This is a genomic window from Corallococcus caeni (genome assembly GCF_036245865.1).
GTDB classification, from domain to species: Bacteria; Myxococcota; Myxococcia; order Myxococcales; family Myxococcaceae; genus Corallococcus; species Corallococcus caeni.
Genome location: NZ_BTTW01000008.1, coordinates 445214 through 464229, shown reverse-complemented (window position 1 = coordinate 464229; position 19016 = coordinate 445214). Strand labels below are relative to the sequence as shown.

The following is a 19016-nucleotide window of genomic DNA, read 5'->3' as shown; positions in this document are numbered from 1 at the left end:
ACCGAGCGAGAAATGCGATGTCGGTAGTTCTTGCATTTCTCTGAAGCTGTGAATTTGGACACCAAGACAGCCCCGGGTTCCCCGGAATCAACCCCGACTCAGCACCGGATTCCCGGTCCCCCGGGCGCCCTCCCCCGGTCCTGGCACGGCAGCCGGTGCCTTGAAGTCAGCCGGGGAATCATCAACATTGCCGCGATACGCGTGCTTCCGGGCTTGCCCGGGCGCCTGCTCCCCCACCCTGGCAGCAACCTCTCCCCTACGCCGGCCCGAAGGGTCCCGGCGGACGCCCCCGCGAGGCCCTCATGCTCGACCGCCCGATGTACCTGAAGCCCGATGTCGCCATCGAGCCGCTGTTCAACCAGTGGTACGTGTGGTGGTACCTCATCTCACCCGCCACGGCGCCGCTGTTCGTGTCCCGCCTGCACCTGAAGCTGATGCAGTCGTTCGTCGCGAACCCGGACGTGCACGTGGCCGCGCTCCAGAACCCGGCGCTGATGGGCGGCCCCTTCATCAACCACCCCGTGTCGCGCGTGGGGGACGTGAAGGCGCTGCTGGAGCGCACCACACGGGATCACGCGGACATGCTGGCCTACACCAAGGCCGTGTCGGACCTGGAGCAGCTGCTGGCCAGCTCCAAGGGCGAGTCGCTGGAGCCGCTCTACGCCAAGGTGCCAGAGATGCTCCGGGGCTACGTGGAGCTCACGTACGACCTGGCCCACCGGGCCAACGCCCGCATCATGGAGCCGCTGCTCTACCGCAGCAGCCTCTACAAGGAGTCCTCGCAGAGCATCTCGCTGATGCGCGTCTCCGGCGACGCTCGCAAGTACGTCTTCAGCACGCCGCGCCTGGAGGGGGACTCGCCCCTGTGGCTGCAGGTTCCCTTCCGGCACGAGGGCATCGACGCGCTCTTCCGCATGCGCCACACGCCGGGCAGCCCCGGCCAGGTGGCGGAGATGCTGGGCGTGCCGTCGTCCGCGGCGGAGGCGTTCGCGGACCTCTTCACGGAGACCGCACCTCGCAAGCCGGAGCCCTACACCGGCCCCGGCGTGCGCGTGCGCTACTTCGGCCACGCGTGCGTGCTGATGGAGACGCGGGAGGTGTCCGTCCTCACCGACCCCGTCATCAGCTACGAGTTCCCCACCGAGCAGCAGCGCTTCACCCACGCGGACCTGCCGGAGAAGATCGACTACGTCCTCATCACCCACGGCCACGCGGACCACCTGATGATGGAGACGCTGCTGCAGCTGCGTCACCGCATCGGGACCATCGTCGTGCCCCGGGCGAACGCGTACTCGCTGGCGGATCCGTCGCTGCGGCTGGTGCTGGAGAAGACGGGCTTCCGCAACGTCGTTGAAATCGACGACCTGCAGGAGATTGCCATCCCCGGCGGGTCGCTGATGGGCATCCCCTTCATCGGCGAGCACAGCGACCTGGCGGTGCAGGCGAAGACGGCGCACCTGGTGCGGCTGGCGGGCCGCTCCATGCTGATGGCCGCGGACTCCAACGCGCTGGAGCCGCGCATGTACCAGCACCTGGCGCAGCTGGTGGGCCCGCTGGACGCGCTCTACCTGGGCATGGAGTGCGAGGGCGGCCCGATGAGCTGGATGTACGGCCCGCTGCTCAGCCAGCCCCTGCCGCGCAAGATGGACCAGTCGCGGCGGCTCAACGGCTCCGACAGCGCCCGCGCCACGGAGATCCTCAACCACCTGAACCCGCGCGAGGTGTTCGTCTACGCCATGGGCCAGGAGCCCTGGCTGCGCCACGTCATGGTGCTCCAGTACGACGAGACCGCGCCCCAGATGATCGAGTCGAACAAGTTCATCGAGGTCTGCCGCGGCCGGAACATCCCCGCGCAGCGCCCCTTCCTGACCCTGGAGCGCGTCCTGGAGTGAGCGCGGGGCCCCGCGGCCTTCCGTGACCCGCCCACGCGGGCTACGGAAGCACGCGGGGCTGCTTGGGCCAGAAGACGTGGAACGTCGCGCCCGCGCCCGGCTCGGACTCGATGGCCACGCGCCCGCCCCGGGTCTCGACGATCTTCTTCACCACCGAGAGCCCGATGCCCGTGCCCTCGACCTTGTCGCGGCTCTCCAGCGTCTGGAAGATGCCCCAGATGCGCTCGTGGAAGCGCGGGTCGATGCCGGGCCCGTTGTCCTTCAGCGTGAAGTCGTGGAACGCGCCCGCGTCCGCGCAAGCAATCTCGATGCGCACGTCCGGCCGCCCCGCGTGCTTGAGGGCGTTGCTCATCAGGTTCAGGAAGACCTGCTGGAGCGGCGCGCGTTCCGCCTGGAGCGTGGGCATCCCCTCGCCGATGACGATGCGCACCTCCGGCGGCGGCGCGAGCAGATCCCGGCTCTCCGACAGGAGCGCGCCGACGTCCACCGCCTCCACCTTCTCGCGGACCCGGCTGACGCGCGAGTAGCTGAGGATGCCGTTGATCAACGCCTCCAGCCGGTGCACGCGACCGCGCAGCAGGCGCATCTGGTCGCGCGTCTCGTCGTCCATCTTGTCCGTGAGCGCTTCTTCAATCCACTCCGACAGGCTCGCGATGCCGCGCAGCGGGGCCTTCAGGTCGTGTGACGCGACGTAGGCGAACTGATCGAGGTCCTGGTTGGTGACCGCCAGCTCCTGCGTGAGCCGCTCCGCGCGCTGGCGGGCCCGGACCTGCTCGCTGACCTCGAAGGCGATGACGGCGATGCCCTCCACCGCCCGGGAGGCGTCGTAGATGGGCTGGTAGATGAAGTTGAAGAAGCAGTCCTCCAGCCGGCCCTGGCGCATGAGCGGCACCATGAGCGCGTCCCCGAAGAACGGCTCGCCCGAGCGGTACACCCCGTCCAGCAGCGGCACGACGATGTCCTTCACCTCCGGCAGCGCGTCCCTCAGCGGCTTGCCCACGACGTCGCGGCCCCCGATGAGCTCCAGGTAGCGCGGGTTGGCGAACTCGTAGACGTGGTCGCTCCCGCGCAGGACGCAGATGCCCGCGGGGGCCTGCATGAAGAGCGACTCCAGCCGGGAGCGCTGCCGCTCGGCCTCGGCGAGCGCCGCCTGCTCCCGGGCCAGCGCCAGGGTCCGCTCGTCCTCCACGCGCTTGCGCTCCACGCCCACGGCGATGGAGTTGGAGACGGAGGCCATCAGCCGCAGCGTGTCCGCGTCCAGCACGTTCCGGGAGAACAGCGCCACCACGCCCGCCAGCTCCCCGCCCACGACGAGCGGATAGCCGGCGAAGGACCGCAAGCCCTCGCGGGCCGCCCAGGCCTTGTCGCCCACGCGCTCGTCGTTCAGCACGTCGTTGGTGAGGTGCGGCTGACGCGTCTGGGCGATGGCGCCGATCTTGAGCGCCCCCACGGGCACCTGGCTGTGCGCGCCGTCCACGTGGGTGTACATGCCGGCGCTCGCCTGGAGCACCAGGACGTTTCGAGCCGGGTCCAGCACCCAGATCCGCGCGAACGCCGCGTCCACGTGCTTCACGATGGCTTCACAGCACTGCCGCAGCTGGTCGCCCAGCGGCTCGGCGCGGGTCAGCGCCGCGCCGACGTCCGCGCCCAGCTGCGCGCGGCGGGTGGTGAGGCGGCTCTCCTCGTGGACCCGCGCGTTGGAGACCGCCGTCGCGATGTGCCCGGCCGCCAGGTCGAAGAAGTCCTGGTACGCCGCATCCAGCGAGCGGCGCGGGCTGACGCCCAACACGAGGAAGCCCTGGAGCGCGTTCTCTCCGGACCGGAACAGCGGGTGCACGACGGCCTCGCGGGACGGCTCGGGCCAGGCCCCACCCGGCCAGGGCGTGGCGTGCCCGGAGCAGGCCACGTGGACGGCCCGCTGCGTGCGGGCGGCCTCCGCGAAGGGCCACGGGCCCTGCGCGTCCACGCGGAGGCGTTGGGGGCTCACCGGGCCTCCGGCCTCGAGCCCCAGCGTGGCCTCCAGGTGCGCCTCCGCCTCGTCGGGCGCGAGCAGGTACAGCAGCGCGAACGACACGTCCTCGCGGCCCGTGTCGAGCGTCCGCAGGGAGTGCTCGCTGGCCTCGTGGACGGAGGCCGTGGGCGCCGCGGCCGTCTGCGCGCCCAGGTTGCGCAAGAGCCGCAACCGGCGCTCGCTCAAGAGGCGCGAGGTCGTCTCCGCGCAAGCGCAGAAGATGCCGCCCACGCTCCCGTCCTCGCTCCAGAGCGGCGCGTAGGAGAACGTGAAGTAGGTCTCCTCCAGGTAGCCGTTGCGCATCAGCATCAGCGGGAAGTCTTCCGACCAGGTCGCCTTGCCCGTGTCGCGCACGCTGTCGAGCATGGGGCCGATGACGTCCCAGATCTCCCCCCAGCACTCCCGGCCGGGGCGCCCCAGGAACTGCGGGTGCTTCGTCGCGCCGAGGATGGGCCGGTACGCGTCGTTGTAGAGGCGCGCGTATTCGGGTCCCCACCAGATCTCGATGGGGTGCCTGGAGGCCAGGCACACGCTGACCGCGGTGCGCAGGCTCTGGGGCCACTGCTCCACCGGACCGACCGGGGAGCTTGCCCAGTCGAACTCGCGCATGCGCGCCGCCATCTCCCCCTCTCCGGCGAGGAAGGGGGCGTTGGGAGCGGCCATCCGGGGCGCGGAGCGTTCACGCTGCGTCATGTCGTTCCTCATGCCTTGGGCCAGGTGAAGTGGAAGGCGGCGCCCTGCCCCGGCGCGGACTCCACCCAGGTCCGGCCGCCGCGGGTCTCGACGATCTTCCGCACCACCGACAGCCCGATGCCGGTGCCCTCGACCCTGTCGCGGCTCTCCAGCGTCTGGAAGATGCCCCAGATGCGCTCGTGGAACTCCGGGGCGATGCCCGCGCCGTTGTCGCTGACGGTGAACGCGTACTGCTCGCCCACGTCCCGCCACGTCACCTGGATGCGCGGATCCGGCCGGTGCAGGCGCGTGAACTTGATGGCGTTCCCGACGAGGTTCAGGAACACCTGCTGCAGCTTCACGCGCTCGGCGCTCAACGTGGGCACCCCCGGCTGCACCGACACCCGCACCTCCAGCGGCGGGGCCAGCAGCTCCACCACCTCCTTGAGCAGGGCGTCCGTGTCCACGGGGCCCGGCTCGTTCATCTTGCCCGCGCGGGAATAGGTGAGGATGCCGTCGATGAGCGCCTCCATGCGGTGCACGCGGCCGTGCAGCCGCGCGATGAACTCCCGCGCCTCGTCGGTGAGGTTCTCGCCCACCTCCTCCTTGATCCACTCCGCCAGGTTCGCGATGCCGCGCAGCGGCGCCTTGAGGTCGTGAGAGGCCACGTAGGCGAATTGATCCAGCTCGCGGTTGGACTGCTCCAGCGCCTGGGTGAGCCGCATCAGCTCGCGGTTGCGCTCCTCCGCCTGCTGGCGGGCGCGCACCATGTCGGTGACCTCCACCGCGTGGGTCATGACGCCAAAGGACTCGCCGGCCTCGTCGAGGAGCGGCTGGTAGACGAAGTTGAAGTACGCGTCGTCCACCCGGCCGAAGCGCTCCACCCGCACGGGCACCTCGTTCCCGATGAAGGGCTGCTTCGTGGCGTACACCTGGTCGTAGAGCTCGAAGAGGCCCTGGCCCGCCAGGTCCGGGAAGGCGTCCGGGATGGTCTTCCCCACCAGGGGCCGGTTGCCGGCCACCTGGGCGTAGCCGGGGTTGACGACCTGGATGACGTGGCTGGGGCCACGGGCCACCATGATGGCGGCGGGCGCCTGCATGAAGACCTGGGTCAGCCGGTTGCGCTCCAGCTCCAGTTGCTGCTCCAGGCGGTGCTGCTGGGTGATGTCGCGCAGGGTGAGCACCACGCCCAGCAGGGAGCGGCCCTCGGTGTAGACCGGGATGGCGCTGCCCTGGACGCGCAGCTTGAGGCCTTCCGGCGTGAAGACGTTCCACACCTCGTTGAGGACGCGCTCCCCGCGCCCGGCCCGCGCCGGGGGAAGCTCATCGGCCAGGAGCGGCGTGCCGTCCACCCGCTCCTGCCGGAAGGCCTGGGCGGCGAAGGGGGCGCCCACGCGCAGCCCCGGGTAGAGCGCCCGGGCCATGTCATTGAGGAAGGTGATGCGGCCCGCCGTGTCGAAGGTGAGCACCGCGTCCGCGATGTGGCCCAGCATCGCGATGCGCTCGGCCGCCAGCGCTTCGATGTTCCTGCGCGCCAGCACCTGCTCCGTGGTCTCCACCGCGTGCGCCATGATGCCGAACACGCTCCCGCTCGCGTCCTTGAGCGGCTGGTAGACGAAGTCCGCGTAGAGGTCCTCCACCGCGCCGGTGCCCTTGCGGTCCAGGCGGATCAGCGCGTCGTGCGCGATGAAGGGCTTGCCCGTGGACCTCACGGTGTCCAGCAGCTCCAGGAAGCCCTGGTCCGCGATCTCCGGCAGGGCCTCGCGCACGGGCTTGCCCAGCAGCTCCCGGTTGCCCGTCAGCTGCTGGTAGAGCGGGTTGGACACGGTGAAGCGGTGCTCGGGCCCCTCCAGCACGGCGATGATGGCCGGGGCCTGCATGAAGACCTCGTACAGGCGCTCGCGCTCCGCCCGCGCCTCCGCCAGCGCGCGGTCGCGCTCCTGGCGCGCCCGGACCTCCCGCGTCACGTCGAAGACGGAGACGAAGACGCCGCCCACCGCGCCGGACTCGTCGCGGACCGGGCTGTAGCAGAGCGTGAGGAAGTACTCCTCGGGGCGCCCGTGCGGCGCCAGCGGGTACATCTTCTCCTCGAAGTTGACCGTCTCCCCGTTGAAGATGCGCGGGTAGATGGCCTCGTTGATGTGCCACACCTCCGGCCAGCACTCCCTGTTGCCCTGTCCCAGGCCACCGGGGTGCTTGCTGCCCATGAGCAGGCGGTAGCCGTCGTTGTAGAACTGGTAGAGCTGTGGCCCCCACAGGACGATGAGCGGGAACTGGGAGCCCAGCACCATGCTCACCGCGGTCTTCAGGCTCTGGGGCCAGTGCTCCGGTGGACCCAGGGGATGCGCGCTCCAGTCCTTCTCCCGGTACAGCGCACCCACCTCACCGCCGCCAAGGAAGAATGGGGCCGCCGCGTCCGCTCCTGGCTTCCACTGCGCGGTCATGTCAGGGCATCTCCACGAGGGTCCAGTACTTGTTGAGCGTGGCCATGACCTCCACGAAGTTGACGAACGTGACCGGCTTGAGCAGGTAGCCGGCGACGTTCAGGTTGTACGCGTCGATCTTGTCCCGCTCGTCCGCGGACGTGGTGAGCACCACCACGGAGACGGTGCGCAGCTCCGGATCCGCGCGCAGGACGCGCAGGAACTCCAGGCCGTTCATCTTGGGCAGGTTGAGGTCCAGCAGCACCAGCCGACGCCCCTCGGGCACCTTGCCGGTGCGCAGCATCTCCAGGCCCTCCAGGCCGTTGGTGGCGACGTAGAGCGGGTTGGCGATGTGGTTCTTCTGGAAGGCGCGGCGGACGTTCATCACGTCCACCTCGTCGTCCTCGATCAACAGGATGTGCAGCGTTCTGTCGGAGGTGACGGCGGTCATTTGAGCCTTTCGTGCCTGCGCGGCATCGCGACTCAACAGGAGCCCGAGCACGCCGGCATCTAGCGTTCGCTTCCGTGCGGAGATCAGGCACCTTCGGGCGACTGTCTGCTTTGCGACGCACCCCTCCGCACGTCTGCTCGGGAAGGCGCCGGGAGAGTGTTGTCTGGCTTTCACTCCACGCCCATGGATTGAGGACCCTCGCGCGGGGACGGTATTGCGGAGGACCCGGTGTGCGGTCCCCCTCCCCCATGGATGACTCCCAGAAGACAAAGGACGAGCTCCTCGCCGAGGTCCAGGGCCTGCGCAAGGCCCTGCGGCAGAACAGCGCCGACCTCGACCAGTTCACCTACGTGGCCAGCCACGATCTGCGGGCCCCGCTGCGCGGCATCTCCAACCTGGCCCAGTGGTTGGAGGAGGACCTGGGACCGCAGGCGGGTCCCGGGGCACGCAAGCACCTGGAGCTGCTGCGTGGGCGGGTGCAGCGGATGGAGGCCATGCTGGAGGGACTGCTGGAGTACAGCCGCGCGGGCCGCGTCCACCACACGCCCGAGCCGGTGGAGGTGGAGCGGTTGATCCACGACGCGATGGCGCGGCTGGCCCCCGGGGCTTCCGCGCGGCTGGAGACCGGCCCCGGGATGCCGGTGCTCGTCACGGACCGCGTGGCGCTGGAGCAGGTCTTCCTGCACCTGCTGTCCAACGCCCTCAAGCACGCGGGCCGGGAGGACGTGCGGATCCGCGTGGAGGTGGGGGCCCGCTCCGCCCTCCATCACTTCTCCGTCGCGGACGACGGCCAGGGGATCGCGCCCCGCTACCACGAGAAGATCTGGAGCCCGTTCCAAACGCTCGTCTCGCGCGACAAGGTCGAGGGCGCCGGCATGGGCCTGAGTGTCGTCAAGAAGCTCGTGGAGGGTCGCGGCGGCCAGGCCTGGGTCGAGTCGGCCGAAGGCGTGGGCGCCACGTTCCACTTCACCTGGCCCGGGACCGAGGAACGCCTCACGTGAGTGTCACCCCTGCCTCCCCTCCCTCCGTGGAAGTCCCCACCATGACCGAGCACCTCCGGCTGCTGCTCGTCGACGACGACGAGGTCGACCGGCTCCTGGTCCAGCGACTCCTGGGCGCCACCGGGCTGTCGGTGGACGTGGTGGAGGCCACGAGCGGGAGCGAGGCACTGGAGCACCTGAAGGCGGGGGCCTTCGACGTCATCCTCCTGGACTTCTTCCTGCCGGGTGAGGACGGGTTCAGGGTGCTGCGCGAGCTGGGCAGCCGGGGCTCGCGCTCCCCCATCATCGTCCTCACCGGCCAGGGCAGCGAACAGACGGCCGTCGAGCTGATGAAGGCGGGCGCGTCCGACTACATCGCCAAGGGCCGGTTGTCCGCCGAGCGGCTGGGGCAGAGCCTGCGCCAGGCCATGCGGCTGCACCTGGCGGAGCAGCGGCACCGCGCGCTCGCGGAGGCCCTGCCGCAGATCGTCTGGACGGCGGGCCCCGACGGCCGGCCCGACTACTTCAACCGGCGCTGGTACGACTACACCGGCCTGCCCCACACGCCTTCGCTGGAGGAGAACGCGAGCGCGAGCACCCTGCTCCTGCGGGGGGCCATCCACGCGGACGACGTGGTGGGCTGTCTGGGGAAGTGGAACGAGAGCCGCCAGGCGGGGGCGCCCTTCGAGTGCGAGGGGCGCATCCTGCGCCACGCGGACGGCACCTACCGCTGGCACCTCATCCAGGCCCTGCCGCTGCGCAACGCGCACGGCCGCATCCTCCAGTGGCTGGGCACCTGCACCGACATCGATGATCAGAAGCGCGCGGCGGAGACGCTGAGCTTCCTGGCGGAGGCGAGCACCATGCTCACCGCCTCGCTGGAGATGTCCGTCACGCTGGAGCGGCTGTCCGCGTTGATCCTCCCCCGGCTGGGGGACTGGTGCGCCGTCTACCTCCAGGACGACGCCGGGCCCGTGCTCCAGGCGATGGTCGCCCACGCGGACCCCTCGCGGGTGCCGCTGCTGCGCGAACAGCACCGGGCCTTGCCTCCGTCCGCCACCGCCAGCCACGGCGTCGCGCGGGTGCTGCGCACGGGGGTGCCGGAGCTGGTGCCCGAGCTCACCGAGGACGTCCTCGCGGAGGTCCTGGGGCCGCAAGGCGACGACGAAGGGATCCGCCCGGGCTCGTGGATCATCGTCCCCCTGTGGGCGCAGCGGCGCGTCTTCGGCGCGCTGAAGGTGTGCGCCTCCCGCTCCGGCCGCCGCTACGGCGCGCGGGACCTGGAGCTCGTGCAGGAGCTGGCGCGGCGGGCGGAGATCGCCATCGACAACGCGCGGCTGTTCGAGATGGCCAAGGCGGAGCACCTGGGCGCCGAGCAGGCCAACCGCGCCAAGGACGAGTTCCTGGCCGCGGTCTCCCACGAGCTGCGCACCCCGCTGATGGCGATGCTGGGCTGGACGCGGATGCTGCGCACGGGACAGCTGGGGCCGGAGAAGGCCGCGCGGGCGCTGGAGGCGGTGGAGCGCAACACGCAGGTGCAGACGCAGCTCATCGAGGACCTGCTGGACGTGTCGCGGATCATCACCGGCAAGATGCGGCTGGAGATCCGCCCGGTGAACCCCGCCGCGTTCATCGACGCGGCGCTGGATTCCGTGCGGCACGCGGCCGAGGCCAAGGGCGTCACGCTCTGCGCCGAGCTGCCCCCGGGCTCCGGCTCCATCCATGGCGACGCGGACCGGCTGCAGCAGATGGTCTGGAACCTGCTCTCCAACGCCATCAAGTTCACGCCCCGGGGCGGCCAGGTCACCGTGCGCCTGCGGTGGGTGGAGGGCCACGTCCTCATCGAGGTCCAGGACACCGGCCAGGGCATCCCCCGGGCCTACCTGGGGCAGATCTTCGAGCGCTTCTGGCAGGTGGACGGAAGCTCCACCCGGAAGCATGGCGGCCTGGGGCTGGGGCTGGCCATCGTGAAGCACCTCACGGAGCTGCACGGAGGCACCATCGAGGCCACGAGCGAGGGCGAGGGGCACGGCGCCCTCTTCCGCCTGACGCTGCCGCTGTCCGCCGCGGCGGCGGCGCGCGGAAGTCCGCCCCTCCTCCAGACCCAGGCGCGCCAGGAGGCGCCGTCGCTCGCCCGCAGCGTGCTGGAGGGGTTGCAGGTGCTGGTGGTGGACGACGAGCCCGACGCGCTCGAGCTGCTCACCGTGGTGCTGGAGAGCCGGGGGGCCCAGGTCGTCACGGCCTCCAGCGCCCGCGACGCCCTGGAGAAGCAGCAGGCCCACCGCCCCCACGTCATCGTCTCCGACATCGGCATGCCGGGAGAGGACGGCTACTCCTTCATCCGCAGGCTGCGCGCCCTGCCGCTGGAGCAGGGAGGCCAGACGCCCGCCATCGCGCTCACCGCCTTCGCGCGGATGGAGGACCGCACCCGGGCCCTGCTCGCGGGCTTCCAGATGCACGTGCCCAAGCCCATCGAGCCCGCGGAGCTGATCATCGTCCTGGCCTCGCTCACCGGACGTCATCCGCTGGTGGATGAGCGGGTGCGGGGACGCTCCGCGTAGTTTGCTATGAAGCGCGCATGGCCTCGGATTCCGCTGATTCCCGCCCTGTCCTGAGGGCGGTCCTCAACGTCGTGGTGGGCTTCCTGGACGTGCTGCGCGCGCTGCACCGGATTCCGTTCGACGCGGCCCGCTGGCTGCGGCTGCGCTATGTGTGGCTGAAGCCGCGGCCGGGGGACATCTACATCTCCACCTTCCCCAAGTCCGGGACGACGTGGATGCAGCAGATCGTCTACCAGCTCCTCACCCGGGGCCGGGGCGAGTACGAGCACATCCTCCAGGTGGCGCCGTTCCTGGAGGAGCTGATCCTCTCCCCCCGGGCCGAGCAGGTGCTGGATGGCCTGGAGACTCCGCGCATCCTGAAGACACACATGAAGTACGGGTTCCTCCGGCCGCCGCCGGACAGCCGCATCATCTACGTGACGCGCGCCGCGCCGGACGCGCTGGTGTCCCGCTACACGCACAACTGCGTGATGACCGGCCTGCGCCTGGACTTCGACAGGTTCGTCCACAAGGTGCTGCGCAAGGACGAGTGGGGCGAGCACCTGGCCTCGTGGTGGCCGCACCGCGCGGACGCGAACGTGCTGCACGTGCGCTACGCGGACCTCGTCGCGGACCGCGAAGGGTGCCTGCGCCGCATTGGCGCGTTCCTGGGCGTGCCCGTGGCGGACGAGGACCTGCCGTTGCTGATGGAGAAGACGGGCTTCGAATACATGAAGCAGCACGACGCCCGGTTCGACCCGCGGACGGTGGTGTACGAGCCGCGGGAGCCGGGCGCGGGCTTCATCAACAAGGGCGGCGTGGGCCGGGGCAAGCCGGCGCTCAAGCCGGAGCACCGGGCCCGGCTGGACGCCCAGTTCCAGGCCGTCCGCCGGAAGCTGGGCATCACCGAGGATGCCATCTGAGCGGAGAGCGGGGAGCGGGCTTCAGTGCTTGCGGCGCTGGAGCTTGCGCAGGCCCGCGAGCAGCGCCTCGCCGTCCGGCGTGCCCAGGCCGGTGCACGCGTTCCACAGCGTCTCGTGGCTCGCGAAGTACGCGCCGTTGCCGCCCTGGGTGATGCGGCGGACGACGGGCTCGGCCTCGCTGACGAGCCTGTACAGCCGGGGGTGGAGGAAGCCCACGCGCTCCCCCAGCGCCTCGTTGAGGCGGACGATGAGCGCGGCCCACATCGGCGCGGCGGCGCTCGTGCCCGCGGCGACGCCCTGCTGGCCCTTGAAGACGATTTGATAGCCGGTGTGCAGGTCCGCGTTCGCCGCGACGTCCGGCACGCCCCGGCCGGTGCCGCGGGAGATGCTGAAGACGCCGTTCTTCCACGACGACGTCACCAGGTCGGGCACGCCCATGCCGCGCTGGTACAGCGGCAGCGCGTTCATGGTGCTGACGCCGCCGCTGCTCGCGCCTGCGGCCGTGGAGGTGTTGCCCAGCACGCCCATGGACATCGCTTCACCCAGGCGGTTCCACACGCGCTCGTGGTGGAGGACGTCCCCCAGCGCCTCCATTGTCGTGCCGCCGCAGCCCAGCACCAGCGCGCTCGCGGCCGGGTAGCTCGTCGCGGCGACGGTGATGGCGCCGGTGGGCGAGTGGCCGTTCACGGGCACCTGCGAGCCCAGGTCTCCGGACGCGGCGCACACGGTGATGCCCAGGAGCGCGGCCTCGATGAAGAGGCGATCGAAGGCCAGCTCCTCGCCCTGCTGGATGAGCGAGCCTTCGTAGAAGGACCAGCTGGTGGTCAGCACCGACGGCAGGTTCACCCGGTCGCTGATGGCCTCCGCCAGGACGCGGTGGTAGTCGCGCAGCGAGTAGTCCTTCGAGCCCGCGTTGTAGACGACGACAGTCGCCCCAGGACACACGGAGGCCACCAGCTCCACGTCCATGGTGACCTCCGCGTTGGAGGCGGTGTCGAAGCGCCCCGCCGTATTCGGCCCCACGTTCACCACCGGCGCCGTGCGCTTCACGCCCACGGACTCCAGGGACTGGGTCAGGTCCGCCGGCAGGTAGCCGCCCGCCAGTTCGATGATGCCCACGCACTGGCCCTCGCCCGTGTTGCGGGGGTAGCGGTAGAGGTTCGCCACCTGGGGCGCCGTGTACGAGCGCACCCCGGCGTGCTTCGCCAGCTCCCGGGGCACGGGCAGGGACGCGGCGTTGTGGGTGACGAGCGGCCGGGTGTCCAGCCCCAGCACCCACTCCGCCACGCCGTGCAGCGCGCGCGGCAGCGTCACCGGCTTCGTGTGGGTCAGGTAGGACGTGGGGCCGTGGGTGTAGCGCCGCAGGTCCACGCCGAAGGCCCTGCCCATCGCCGCCGGGGTCCCCTGGAGGACCACGTAGCCCCGGGCGCGCTGCTCGGACACGACGCGCAGCGCGTGCTTCTTCGCGAAGGCGCGCACGGTCTTCAGGTGCTTCGGATCCGTGCCGTACTTCGCCTCGAACTCGTCGTGGGTGAGCGGGCGGCGCGGGGGATCCGCGCACAGCTGGGCCACCGTGGGCAGCGGCGAGCCGTGGCGCAGTACCAGGGTCACCTCCACGGTGCCGGTGGCGGCGCGGCTCCGCAGGGGGGGATGCACGGACTCCGGGGACACACGCGCGCTCTGCGACAGGGGGATGCGGGACATGCGCGGCGTTCTACCACGCGGAGTCCGGGCTCCCGGAAGCCGGGCCGGCCGTAGGCACTGGCGCGGGCCCCGGCTAGGCTCGCCCGCCTGCCCATGGACCGAGTCCTCCGCATCAAACCCCACCTGCGCGCCGAGGTGCTCGACGCGCGGCGCGTGTTCCTCGTCGGGGAGCGCGCCCAGTTCCTGCTGGAGGGCGAGCTGCACGCGAGCATCGTGCCCCTGCTGGATGGCCAGCGCACCGTGGCGAACGTCATCGCCGCGCTGGCGGGGCGGGCCTCCGCGCCGGAGGTGCTCTACGCGCTGTCGCTGCTGGAGGAGCGCGGGCACGTGGAGGAGGCGCATGACGTCTTCGACGCCAGCGTCGCCGGCTTCTGGGAGTCGCTGGGCGTGGGCGCGGCCGTCGCGGCGGGGCGGCTGCTGGACATGTCCGTCGCGGTGCGCGCCGTCGACGGCGAGGACGGGGAGCGGCTGACGGAGGCGCTGCGCGACACCGGCCTGGACGTGCGCGAGGACGCGGACCGCCACGTGCTGCTGGTGGACGACTACCTGTCGCAGGAAGCGCTCCTGCTGGCCCGTGAAGCCCGGAGCGCGGGCGCCGCGTTCCTCCCGCTCAAGGTGTCCGGCACCGCGTGCCACGCGGGCCCGGTGGTGGGCACCGGCGAGCGCGCCTGTTGGACGTGCCTCACGGCGCGGCTCCTGGACAACCGCCCCATCGAGAAGTACCTCGCGCGCAAGGGCACCCCACCGCAAGCCACGCGTCCGCCGCGCACCGGCCTGCCCACCACCGCGCAGGCGGGGCTGTCGTTCGCCGCGGCGCTCGTGGCCCGCTGGGTGGTGGACGGGGCCACCGACGGCGGCCAGACGCGGCTGTGGACGCTGGACTTCGCCACCTGGAAGCTGGAGTCGCACGCGGTGACGCGGCGGCCGCAGTGCCCGGATTGCGGCGACCCCCACTGGATGGAGGCGCGCGCGAAGGCGCCGCTGGAGCTGGCCTCGCGCCCCAAGCGCTTCACCGGCGACGGCGGCCACCGCATCCTCACGCCCGAGGAGACCTGGGAGCGCCACCGCCACCTCATCAGCCCGGTGACGGGCGTGGTGAGCGACCTGCGCGCGGTGCCGGGCGACGCGCCCCTGGGCCACATCCACTCCGCCGTGTTCCGCGTGTGCCCCTGGACGGACGCGCCGGCCTCCGACGACTTCCACCGCGTCGCCAGCGGCAAGGGCCGCACGGAGGCCCAGTCCCGCGCGGGCGCGCTGTGTGAAGCGCTGGAGCGCTACAGCGCGGTGTTCCAGGGCGACGAGCCCCGCGTCCACGCCACGGCGTCCCAGCTGGGCGCGAAGGCCGTGCACCCGGACGAGCTCCAGCACTTCAGCGCCGCGCAGTTCCAGGCCCGGCCCGCCACGCTCGAAGGCCCGGCCCGCCGCGACATGCGCACCGCGGTGCCCCTGCCCTACGCGGATCAACCCCTGGACTGGAGCCCCGCGTGGTCGCTCACGCACGGGGTCCACAAGTACGTGCCCACGTCGTTCGCGTACCTCTTCACGCCCACGCCCCCTGGGGGAGACGGGCCGTTCTGCCTCTTCAACTCCAACGGCAACGCGGCGGGCAACTGCGTGGAGGAGGCCATCCTCCAGGGCTTCCTGGAGCTGGTGGAGCGCGATGCGGTGGCGCTCTGGTGGTACAACCGCCTGCGCCGTCCGCGCCTGGACCTGCGCTCCTTCGACGAGCCGTGGTTCGCGTCCGTGGAGGCGCACTACCAGTCGCTCGGCGTCCAGCTGTCGGTGTTGGATCTCACGCACGACCTGGGCATCCCGGTGTTCGTCGCGCTCGTGTGGTCCCCGGAGCGGGGGCGGGCCTGGGCCGGGTGCGGCTGCCACTTCGACGCGAAGCTCGCCGTGCAGCGCGCGCTCACGGAGGTGGCCCAGTGCTACGACCCGAAGGACACGGCCCCGTCGCCCTGGGACGCGGGCGCGCACGACGACGTCACCTGGCTCTTCCCGGACGACTCGGTCCCCGCGCGCGTCCGCGCCGACTTCCCGCGCGTGTGGCATGACGACCTGCGGGACGACGTGCGCGAGTGCGTGGCCCGGGCCGCCCGCGTGGGACTGGAGATGCTGGTGATGGAGCAATCACGGCCGGACGTGGGCGTATCCGCCGTGAAGGTCATCGTCCCGGGGCTGCGGCACTTCTGGCGCCGGTTGGGCCCCGGCCGGCTGTATGACGTCCCCGTGCGGATGGGGTGGCTCGAGGCCCCGAGGACCGAAGCGCAGCTCAACCCCGTCCCCTTCTACTTCTGAGCCATGGCGCCGCCTCCTGAACCCAAGCCGCGCATCCTCCTGGTCCAGTGCGGGCCCGACCGGCGCCACGTGGACCGTGAGACGGAGGACTTCGACCCCGAGCGCGGGCTGGTGAAGCGCGCGACGATGACGCCGCTGGCCTGCGCGACGCTCGCGGCGCTCACGCCGGACGCCTTCAGCGTGGACATCTGGGACGAGGAGCTGCACGGGCAGCTGCGCGCGGACACGGAGCTGCCGGACTACGACCTCGTCGGCGTGTCGGTGATGTACTCCGCCCTCACCTACCAGGCGCGCTTCCTGGGCGGCCTCTTCCGCGACCGGGGCGCCACGGTGGTCGCGGGCGGCCCCGCCGTCTCCGCCGCGCCAGAGGACTACCGGGGCTTCTTCGACGCCCTCTTCGTCAACGAGGCGGAGCGCACCTGGCCGCGCTTCCTCGCGGACTGGCTCGCGGGCGAGTACTCCCCGGAGTACCGGCAGCTCGACAAGCCGTCGCTCAGTGAGAGCCCCCCGCCGCGCTGGGACGCCGTCGCGGCGGACTTCCCGCGCTACGCGTGGGGCTCCGTGCAGACCACGCGCGGCTGCCCGTTCGACTGCTCCTTCTGCGACGTCATCTACCTGTACGGCCGCAAGCAGCGGCACAAACCGGTGGAGCGCGTGCTGGAGGAGGTGCGCGCCCACGCGGCGCTGGGCGCGGAGGGCGTCTTCTTCGCGGACGACGAGTTCATCGGGGACGCGGCCTACGCGAAGGAGGTGCTCGCGGGGCTGGTGCCCTTGAACCGCGCCCTGCACCGCCCGCTGCGCTTCTTCACCCAGGTGACGATGAACCTGAGCCGCGACGCCGCCCTGATGGAGGGCATGGCGGACGCGAACTTCTACACCGTCGTCCTGGGCATCGAGTCCTTCGACGCGGGCGCGCTCAAGGAAGCGCAGAAGCACCAGAACGTGCGCGCGGACCTCGTGGGCGACCTCCTGCGCATCCAGGCGCACGGCATCGGCCCCCGGGGCAGCTTCATCGTCGGGTTCGACCACGACACGCCCGCCGTCTTCGACTCGCTGCACGCGAACATCCAGCGTACGCACCTGCCCTGGGTGGTGGTGGCGCCGCTCCAGGCCCCGCGCGGCACGAAGCTGTGGACGCGGCTGCGCGCGGAGGGCCGGCTCGCCACGCCCAGGAAGGCGCACTCCCAGGACCGGGGCGCCATCGTGCTCAACGTGATGCCCCTGGGCATGACGCGGCCCCAGTTGCTCGAGGGCTTCCGCGACCTGGTGGAGCGGCTGTCCACCTGGGACGCCGCCTGCGAGCGCATCCGGGGATTCATCGCCGGCATCCAGCGCCCGCCCCAGGTGAAGGAGCCCGAATGGCCGGAGGCCGTCACCGACCGCTTCCTGCGCGAGGCCACCACCGCCTGGGCCCTGACGCCCTCGGAGCGACAGTCTCTAGGGGACACGCTCGCGGAGGTGCGCCGCGCCGCCCCGGCCATGCTGCCGCGCGCGGTGTTCTTCCTCGCGCGCAACCAGAACGAGCGCCGCCGGCACGAGCGCCTCTTCACGGACTTCGACGCGGTGCTGGCCGCCGAGCGCCAGGGCGACCTCGTCCCGGACACGCAGCCCGTCTACGTCCCGGCCACCTTCGCCACGGCGATGCGCGACGTGTTCCCGGACCTCTTCGTGCGCCTGAGCCGCGACCTGCCTGACCGCCGCGACGTGCCGGAGGCCTCGCGCGACGTGCTGGTAGACTTCGTCGCCCGCTGGGGCGAGGGCTTCCAGACGCTCCAGCCGCAGCACCACGAGTTCCTGCGCGAGCTGTGCGACCGCGCGGTGGAGGCACGGGGCGGACGCGCCGGCACGCTGGAGGACGCGGAGGAGCAGGCCCTGCGCACCCAGGCCCGCCGCACCGGCCTCCTGGAAGCGCTGCTCAAGGACGTGCGCGACGAACTGGCGAGTTGGGGACCCTGACGCATGCGCGACGGCCTTCGCATCTTCGACGCGGACCGACACGTCCTGGAGCCGCTGAGCCTGTGGGCGGAGCAGCTGGAGCCCGGCCTGCGCCGCCACGCACCCCGCCCGGGACGGCTGCCGGACGAAACCCTGGAGGCGCGCCTGGAGCGGCTGGGCCCCCAGGGCCTGCTGCCCGTGCAGCCGCTGCCGGAGGTGGACGGCAAGCCGCTGTGGAACCACATGCCGGAGCGGGCCTGGGTGGAGTTCTCCGCGCGCGCCTACGCGCAGCTGGGCCGCAATGAGCTCCTGCAGCGGCCGGACGTGTACCTGGCCCAGATGGACCGCGACGGCGTGGACATGGCGGCCCTCTTCCCCACCTACGCGCTGCTGCTGGAGGGTTTCTCCCCCCTGAAGCCCCAGGTGGCCACCGCGTTCGCGTCCGTCTACAACACCTGGCTGCATGACTTCTGCGCGCACCAGCCGGAGCGCCTGCGGGGCGTGGGGCTCATCAGCCGCCACGAGCCGGAGGCCATGGTGGCGGAGGTCCGCCGCGTCGCGGGCTTCGGCTGGCGCGCCGTCATGGTGCGCCCCAACCCCATCAACGGCCGGCTGCTGTCGGACGCCGCCTACGCGCCCTTCTGGGCCGAGTGCGAGAAGCGCTCACTGGCGGTGGTGCTCCACGGCAGCGGGCACGTCTACGTCCCGTCCGCGGGCGCGGACCGCTTCGACACCCGCTTCGCCAACCACGTCTGCGCCCACCCCATGGAGCTGATGATGGGCCTGCTGGCGCTCCTCCAGGGAGGCGTGCTGGAGCGGCACCCCACCCTGCGCATCGGCGCGATGGAGGCCGGCTGCGGCTGGCTGCCGTACTGGGCGTGGCGGCTGGACGAGGAATATCGCGCTGTGGGTGCAGAGGTCTCCGCCACCATCCGACAGCTCCCTTCCTCCTACCTGCGCCAGCACTGCTTCGTCTCCCTGGAGCCGGATGAGCCGTACCTGTCTGACGTGGTGCGCCACCTCCCGGAGGACCGCCTGGTCTTCGGAACCGACTTCCCCCACCTGGACCACGGCGAGGATGTGCTGGGGTCGCTGCTGTCCTTGCGTGACGGGATGACCGAAAGTCGTCTACGAAAGGTTCTCTGGGAAAACCCGACTCGGTTCTACGGTGTGGAGCCGTGAGGCCG

The 19016-nt window shown here is 71.4% G+C and carries 11 protein-coding genes; 7 read left to right on the top strand and 4 right to left on the bottom strand.

Annotated elements, in window-relative coordinates; translation table 11 throughout:
* Positions 1-302: 302 nt before the first annotated feature.
* On the top strand, positions 303-1892 hold the full coding sequence (locus AABA78_RS31140; RefSeq protein WP_338268731.1) for an MBL fold metallo-hydrolase: 1590 nt from the start codon (positions 303-305) through the stop codon (positions 1890-1892).
* 40 nt (positions 1893-1932) lie between these two features.
* Here AABA78_RS31140 and AABA78_RS31135 read toward each other — a convergent pair whose 3' ends face one another.
* Genes AABA78_RS31135 through AABA78_RS31125 form a run of 3 tightly spaced genes read right to left on the bottom strand, consistent with a single transcriptional unit; the run spans position 1933 to position 7449 of the window.
* The gene (locus tag AABA78_RS31135) at positions 1933-4596 is read right to left on the bottom strand and encodes a GAF domain-containing protein (protein WP_338268730.1); all 2664 of its coding nucleotides are present in this window, start codon (positions 4594-4596) and stop codon (positions 1933-1935) included.
* An 8-nt stretch (positions 4597-4604) separates the two neighbouring features.
* A complete protein-coding gene (locus AABA78_RS31130; RefSeq protein ID WP_338268728.1) occupies positions 4605-7019 on the bottom strand; it encodes a PAS domain-containing sensor histidine kinase in 2415 nt (804 codons plus the stop codon).
* Position 7020: 1 nt separating this feature from the next.
* Positions 7021-7449 carry a response regulator gene (locus AABA78_RS31125; protein WP_338268726.1) on the bottom strand — a complete coding sequence of 143 codons (429 nt, stop codon included), beginning with the start codon at positions 7447-7449 and terminating at the stop codon, positions 7021-7023.
* 230 nt (positions 7450-7679) lie between these two features.
* On the opposite strand from AABA78_RS31125, the gene AABA78_RS31120 reads away from it, so the two are divergent.
* From AABA78_RS31120 to AABA78_RS31110, 3 genes are read left to right on the top strand one after another with little or no spacing between them, the layout of a single operon-like run.
* Positions 7680-8450 (top strand): sensor histidine kinase, encoded by a 771-nt coding sequence (locus AABA78_RS31120; protein ID WP_338268724.1) that lies wholly within the window; start codon positions 7680-7682, stop codon positions 8448-8450.
* Positions 8451-8491: 41 nt separating this feature from the next.
* Positions 8492-10990: a response regulator gene (locus tag AABA78_RS31115; protein WP_338268723.1), complete on the top strand. Its 2499-nt coding sequence runs from the start codon at positions 8492-8494 to the stop codon at positions 10988-10990.
* Between the two features lie 17 nt (positions 10991-11007).
* Positions 11008-11892 carry a sulfotransferase domain-containing protein gene (locus tag AABA78_RS31110; RefSeq protein WP_338268721.1) on the top strand — a complete coding sequence of 295 codons (885 nt, stop codon included), beginning with the start codon at positions 11008-11010 and terminating at the stop codon, positions 11890-11892.
* A gap of 21 nt (positions 11893-11913) precedes the next feature.
* Here the strand turns inward: AABA78_RS31110 and AABA78_RS31105 are convergent, their stop codons facing one another.
* Positions 11914-13596, bottom strand: coding sequence for a S53 family peptidase (locus tag AABA78_RS31105; RefSeq protein WP_338268719.1), 1683 nt, complete (start codon positions 13594-13596; stop codon positions 11914-11916).
* A gap of 93 nt (positions 13597-13689) precedes the next feature.
* Between AABA78_RS31105 and AABA78_RS31100 the strand changes: the two genes are divergently transcribed.
* The 3 genes from AABA78_RS31100 to AABA78_RS31090 are packed head-to-tail and all read left to right on the top strand — an operon-like array spanning position 13690 to position 19011.
* Complete coding sequence (locus AABA78_RS31100) at positions 13690-15894, top strand: TOMM precursor leader peptide-binding protein (protein WP_338268718.1); 2205 nt, start codon at positions 13690-13692, stop codon at positions 15892-15894.
* A 3-nt stretch (positions 15895-15897) separates the two neighbouring features.
* Positions 15898-17850: a B12-binding domain-containing radical SAM protein gene (locus AABA78_RS31095; RefSeq protein ID WP_338268716.1), complete on the top strand. Its 1953-nt coding sequence runs from the start codon at positions 15898-15900 to the stop codon at positions 17848-17850.
* Positions 17851-17853: 3 nt separating this feature from the next.
* The gene (locus tag AABA78_RS31090; RefSeq protein WP_338268715.1) at positions 17854-19011 is read left to right on the top strand and encodes an amidohydrolase family protein; all 1158 of its coding nucleotides are present in this window, start codon (positions 17854-17856) and stop codon (positions 19009-19011) included.
* Positions 19012-19016: the final 5 nt, after the last annotated feature.

Coding starts and splice junctions, on each gene's coding strand:
- AABA78_RS31140 (WP_338268731.1), top strand. CDS start 303: ATGCTCGACCGCCCGATGTACCTGAAGCCCGATGTCGCCATCGAGCCG.
- AABA78_RS31135 (WP_338268730.1), bottom strand. CDS start 4,596: ATGACGCAGCGTGAACGCTCCGCGCCCCGGATGGCCGCTCCCAACGCC.
- AABA78_RS31130 (WP_338268728.1), bottom strand. CDS start 7,019: ATGACCGCGCAGTGGAAGCCAGGAGCGGACGCGGCGGCCCCATTCTTC.
- AABA78_RS31125 (WP_338268726.1), bottom strand. CDS start 7,449: ATGACCGCCGTCACCTCCGACAGAACGCTGCACATCCTGTTGATCGAG.
- AABA78_RS31115 (WP_338268723.1), top strand. CDS start 8,492: ATGACCGAGCACCTCCGGCTGCTGCTCGTCGACGACGACGAGGTCGAC.
- AABA78_RS31110 (WP_338268721.1), top strand. CDS start 11,008: ATGGCCTCGGATTCCGCTGATTCCCGCCCTGTCCTGAGGGCGGTCCTC.
- AABA78_RS31105 (WP_338268719.1), bottom strand. CDS start 13,596: ATGTCCCGCATCCCCCTGTCGCAGAGCGCGCGTGTGTCCCCGGAGTCC.
- AABA78_RS31100 (WP_338268718.1), top strand. CDS start 13,690: ATGGACCGAGTCCTCCGCATCAAACCCCACCTGCGCGCCGAGGTGCTC.
- AABA78_RS31095 (WP_338268716.1), top strand. CDS start 15,898: ATGGCGCCGCCTCCTGAACCCAAGCCGCGCATCCTCCTGGTCCAGTGC.
- AABA78_RS31090 (WP_338268715.1), top strand. CDS start 17,854: ATGCGCGACGGCCTTCGCATCTTCGACGCGGACCGACACGTCCTGGAG.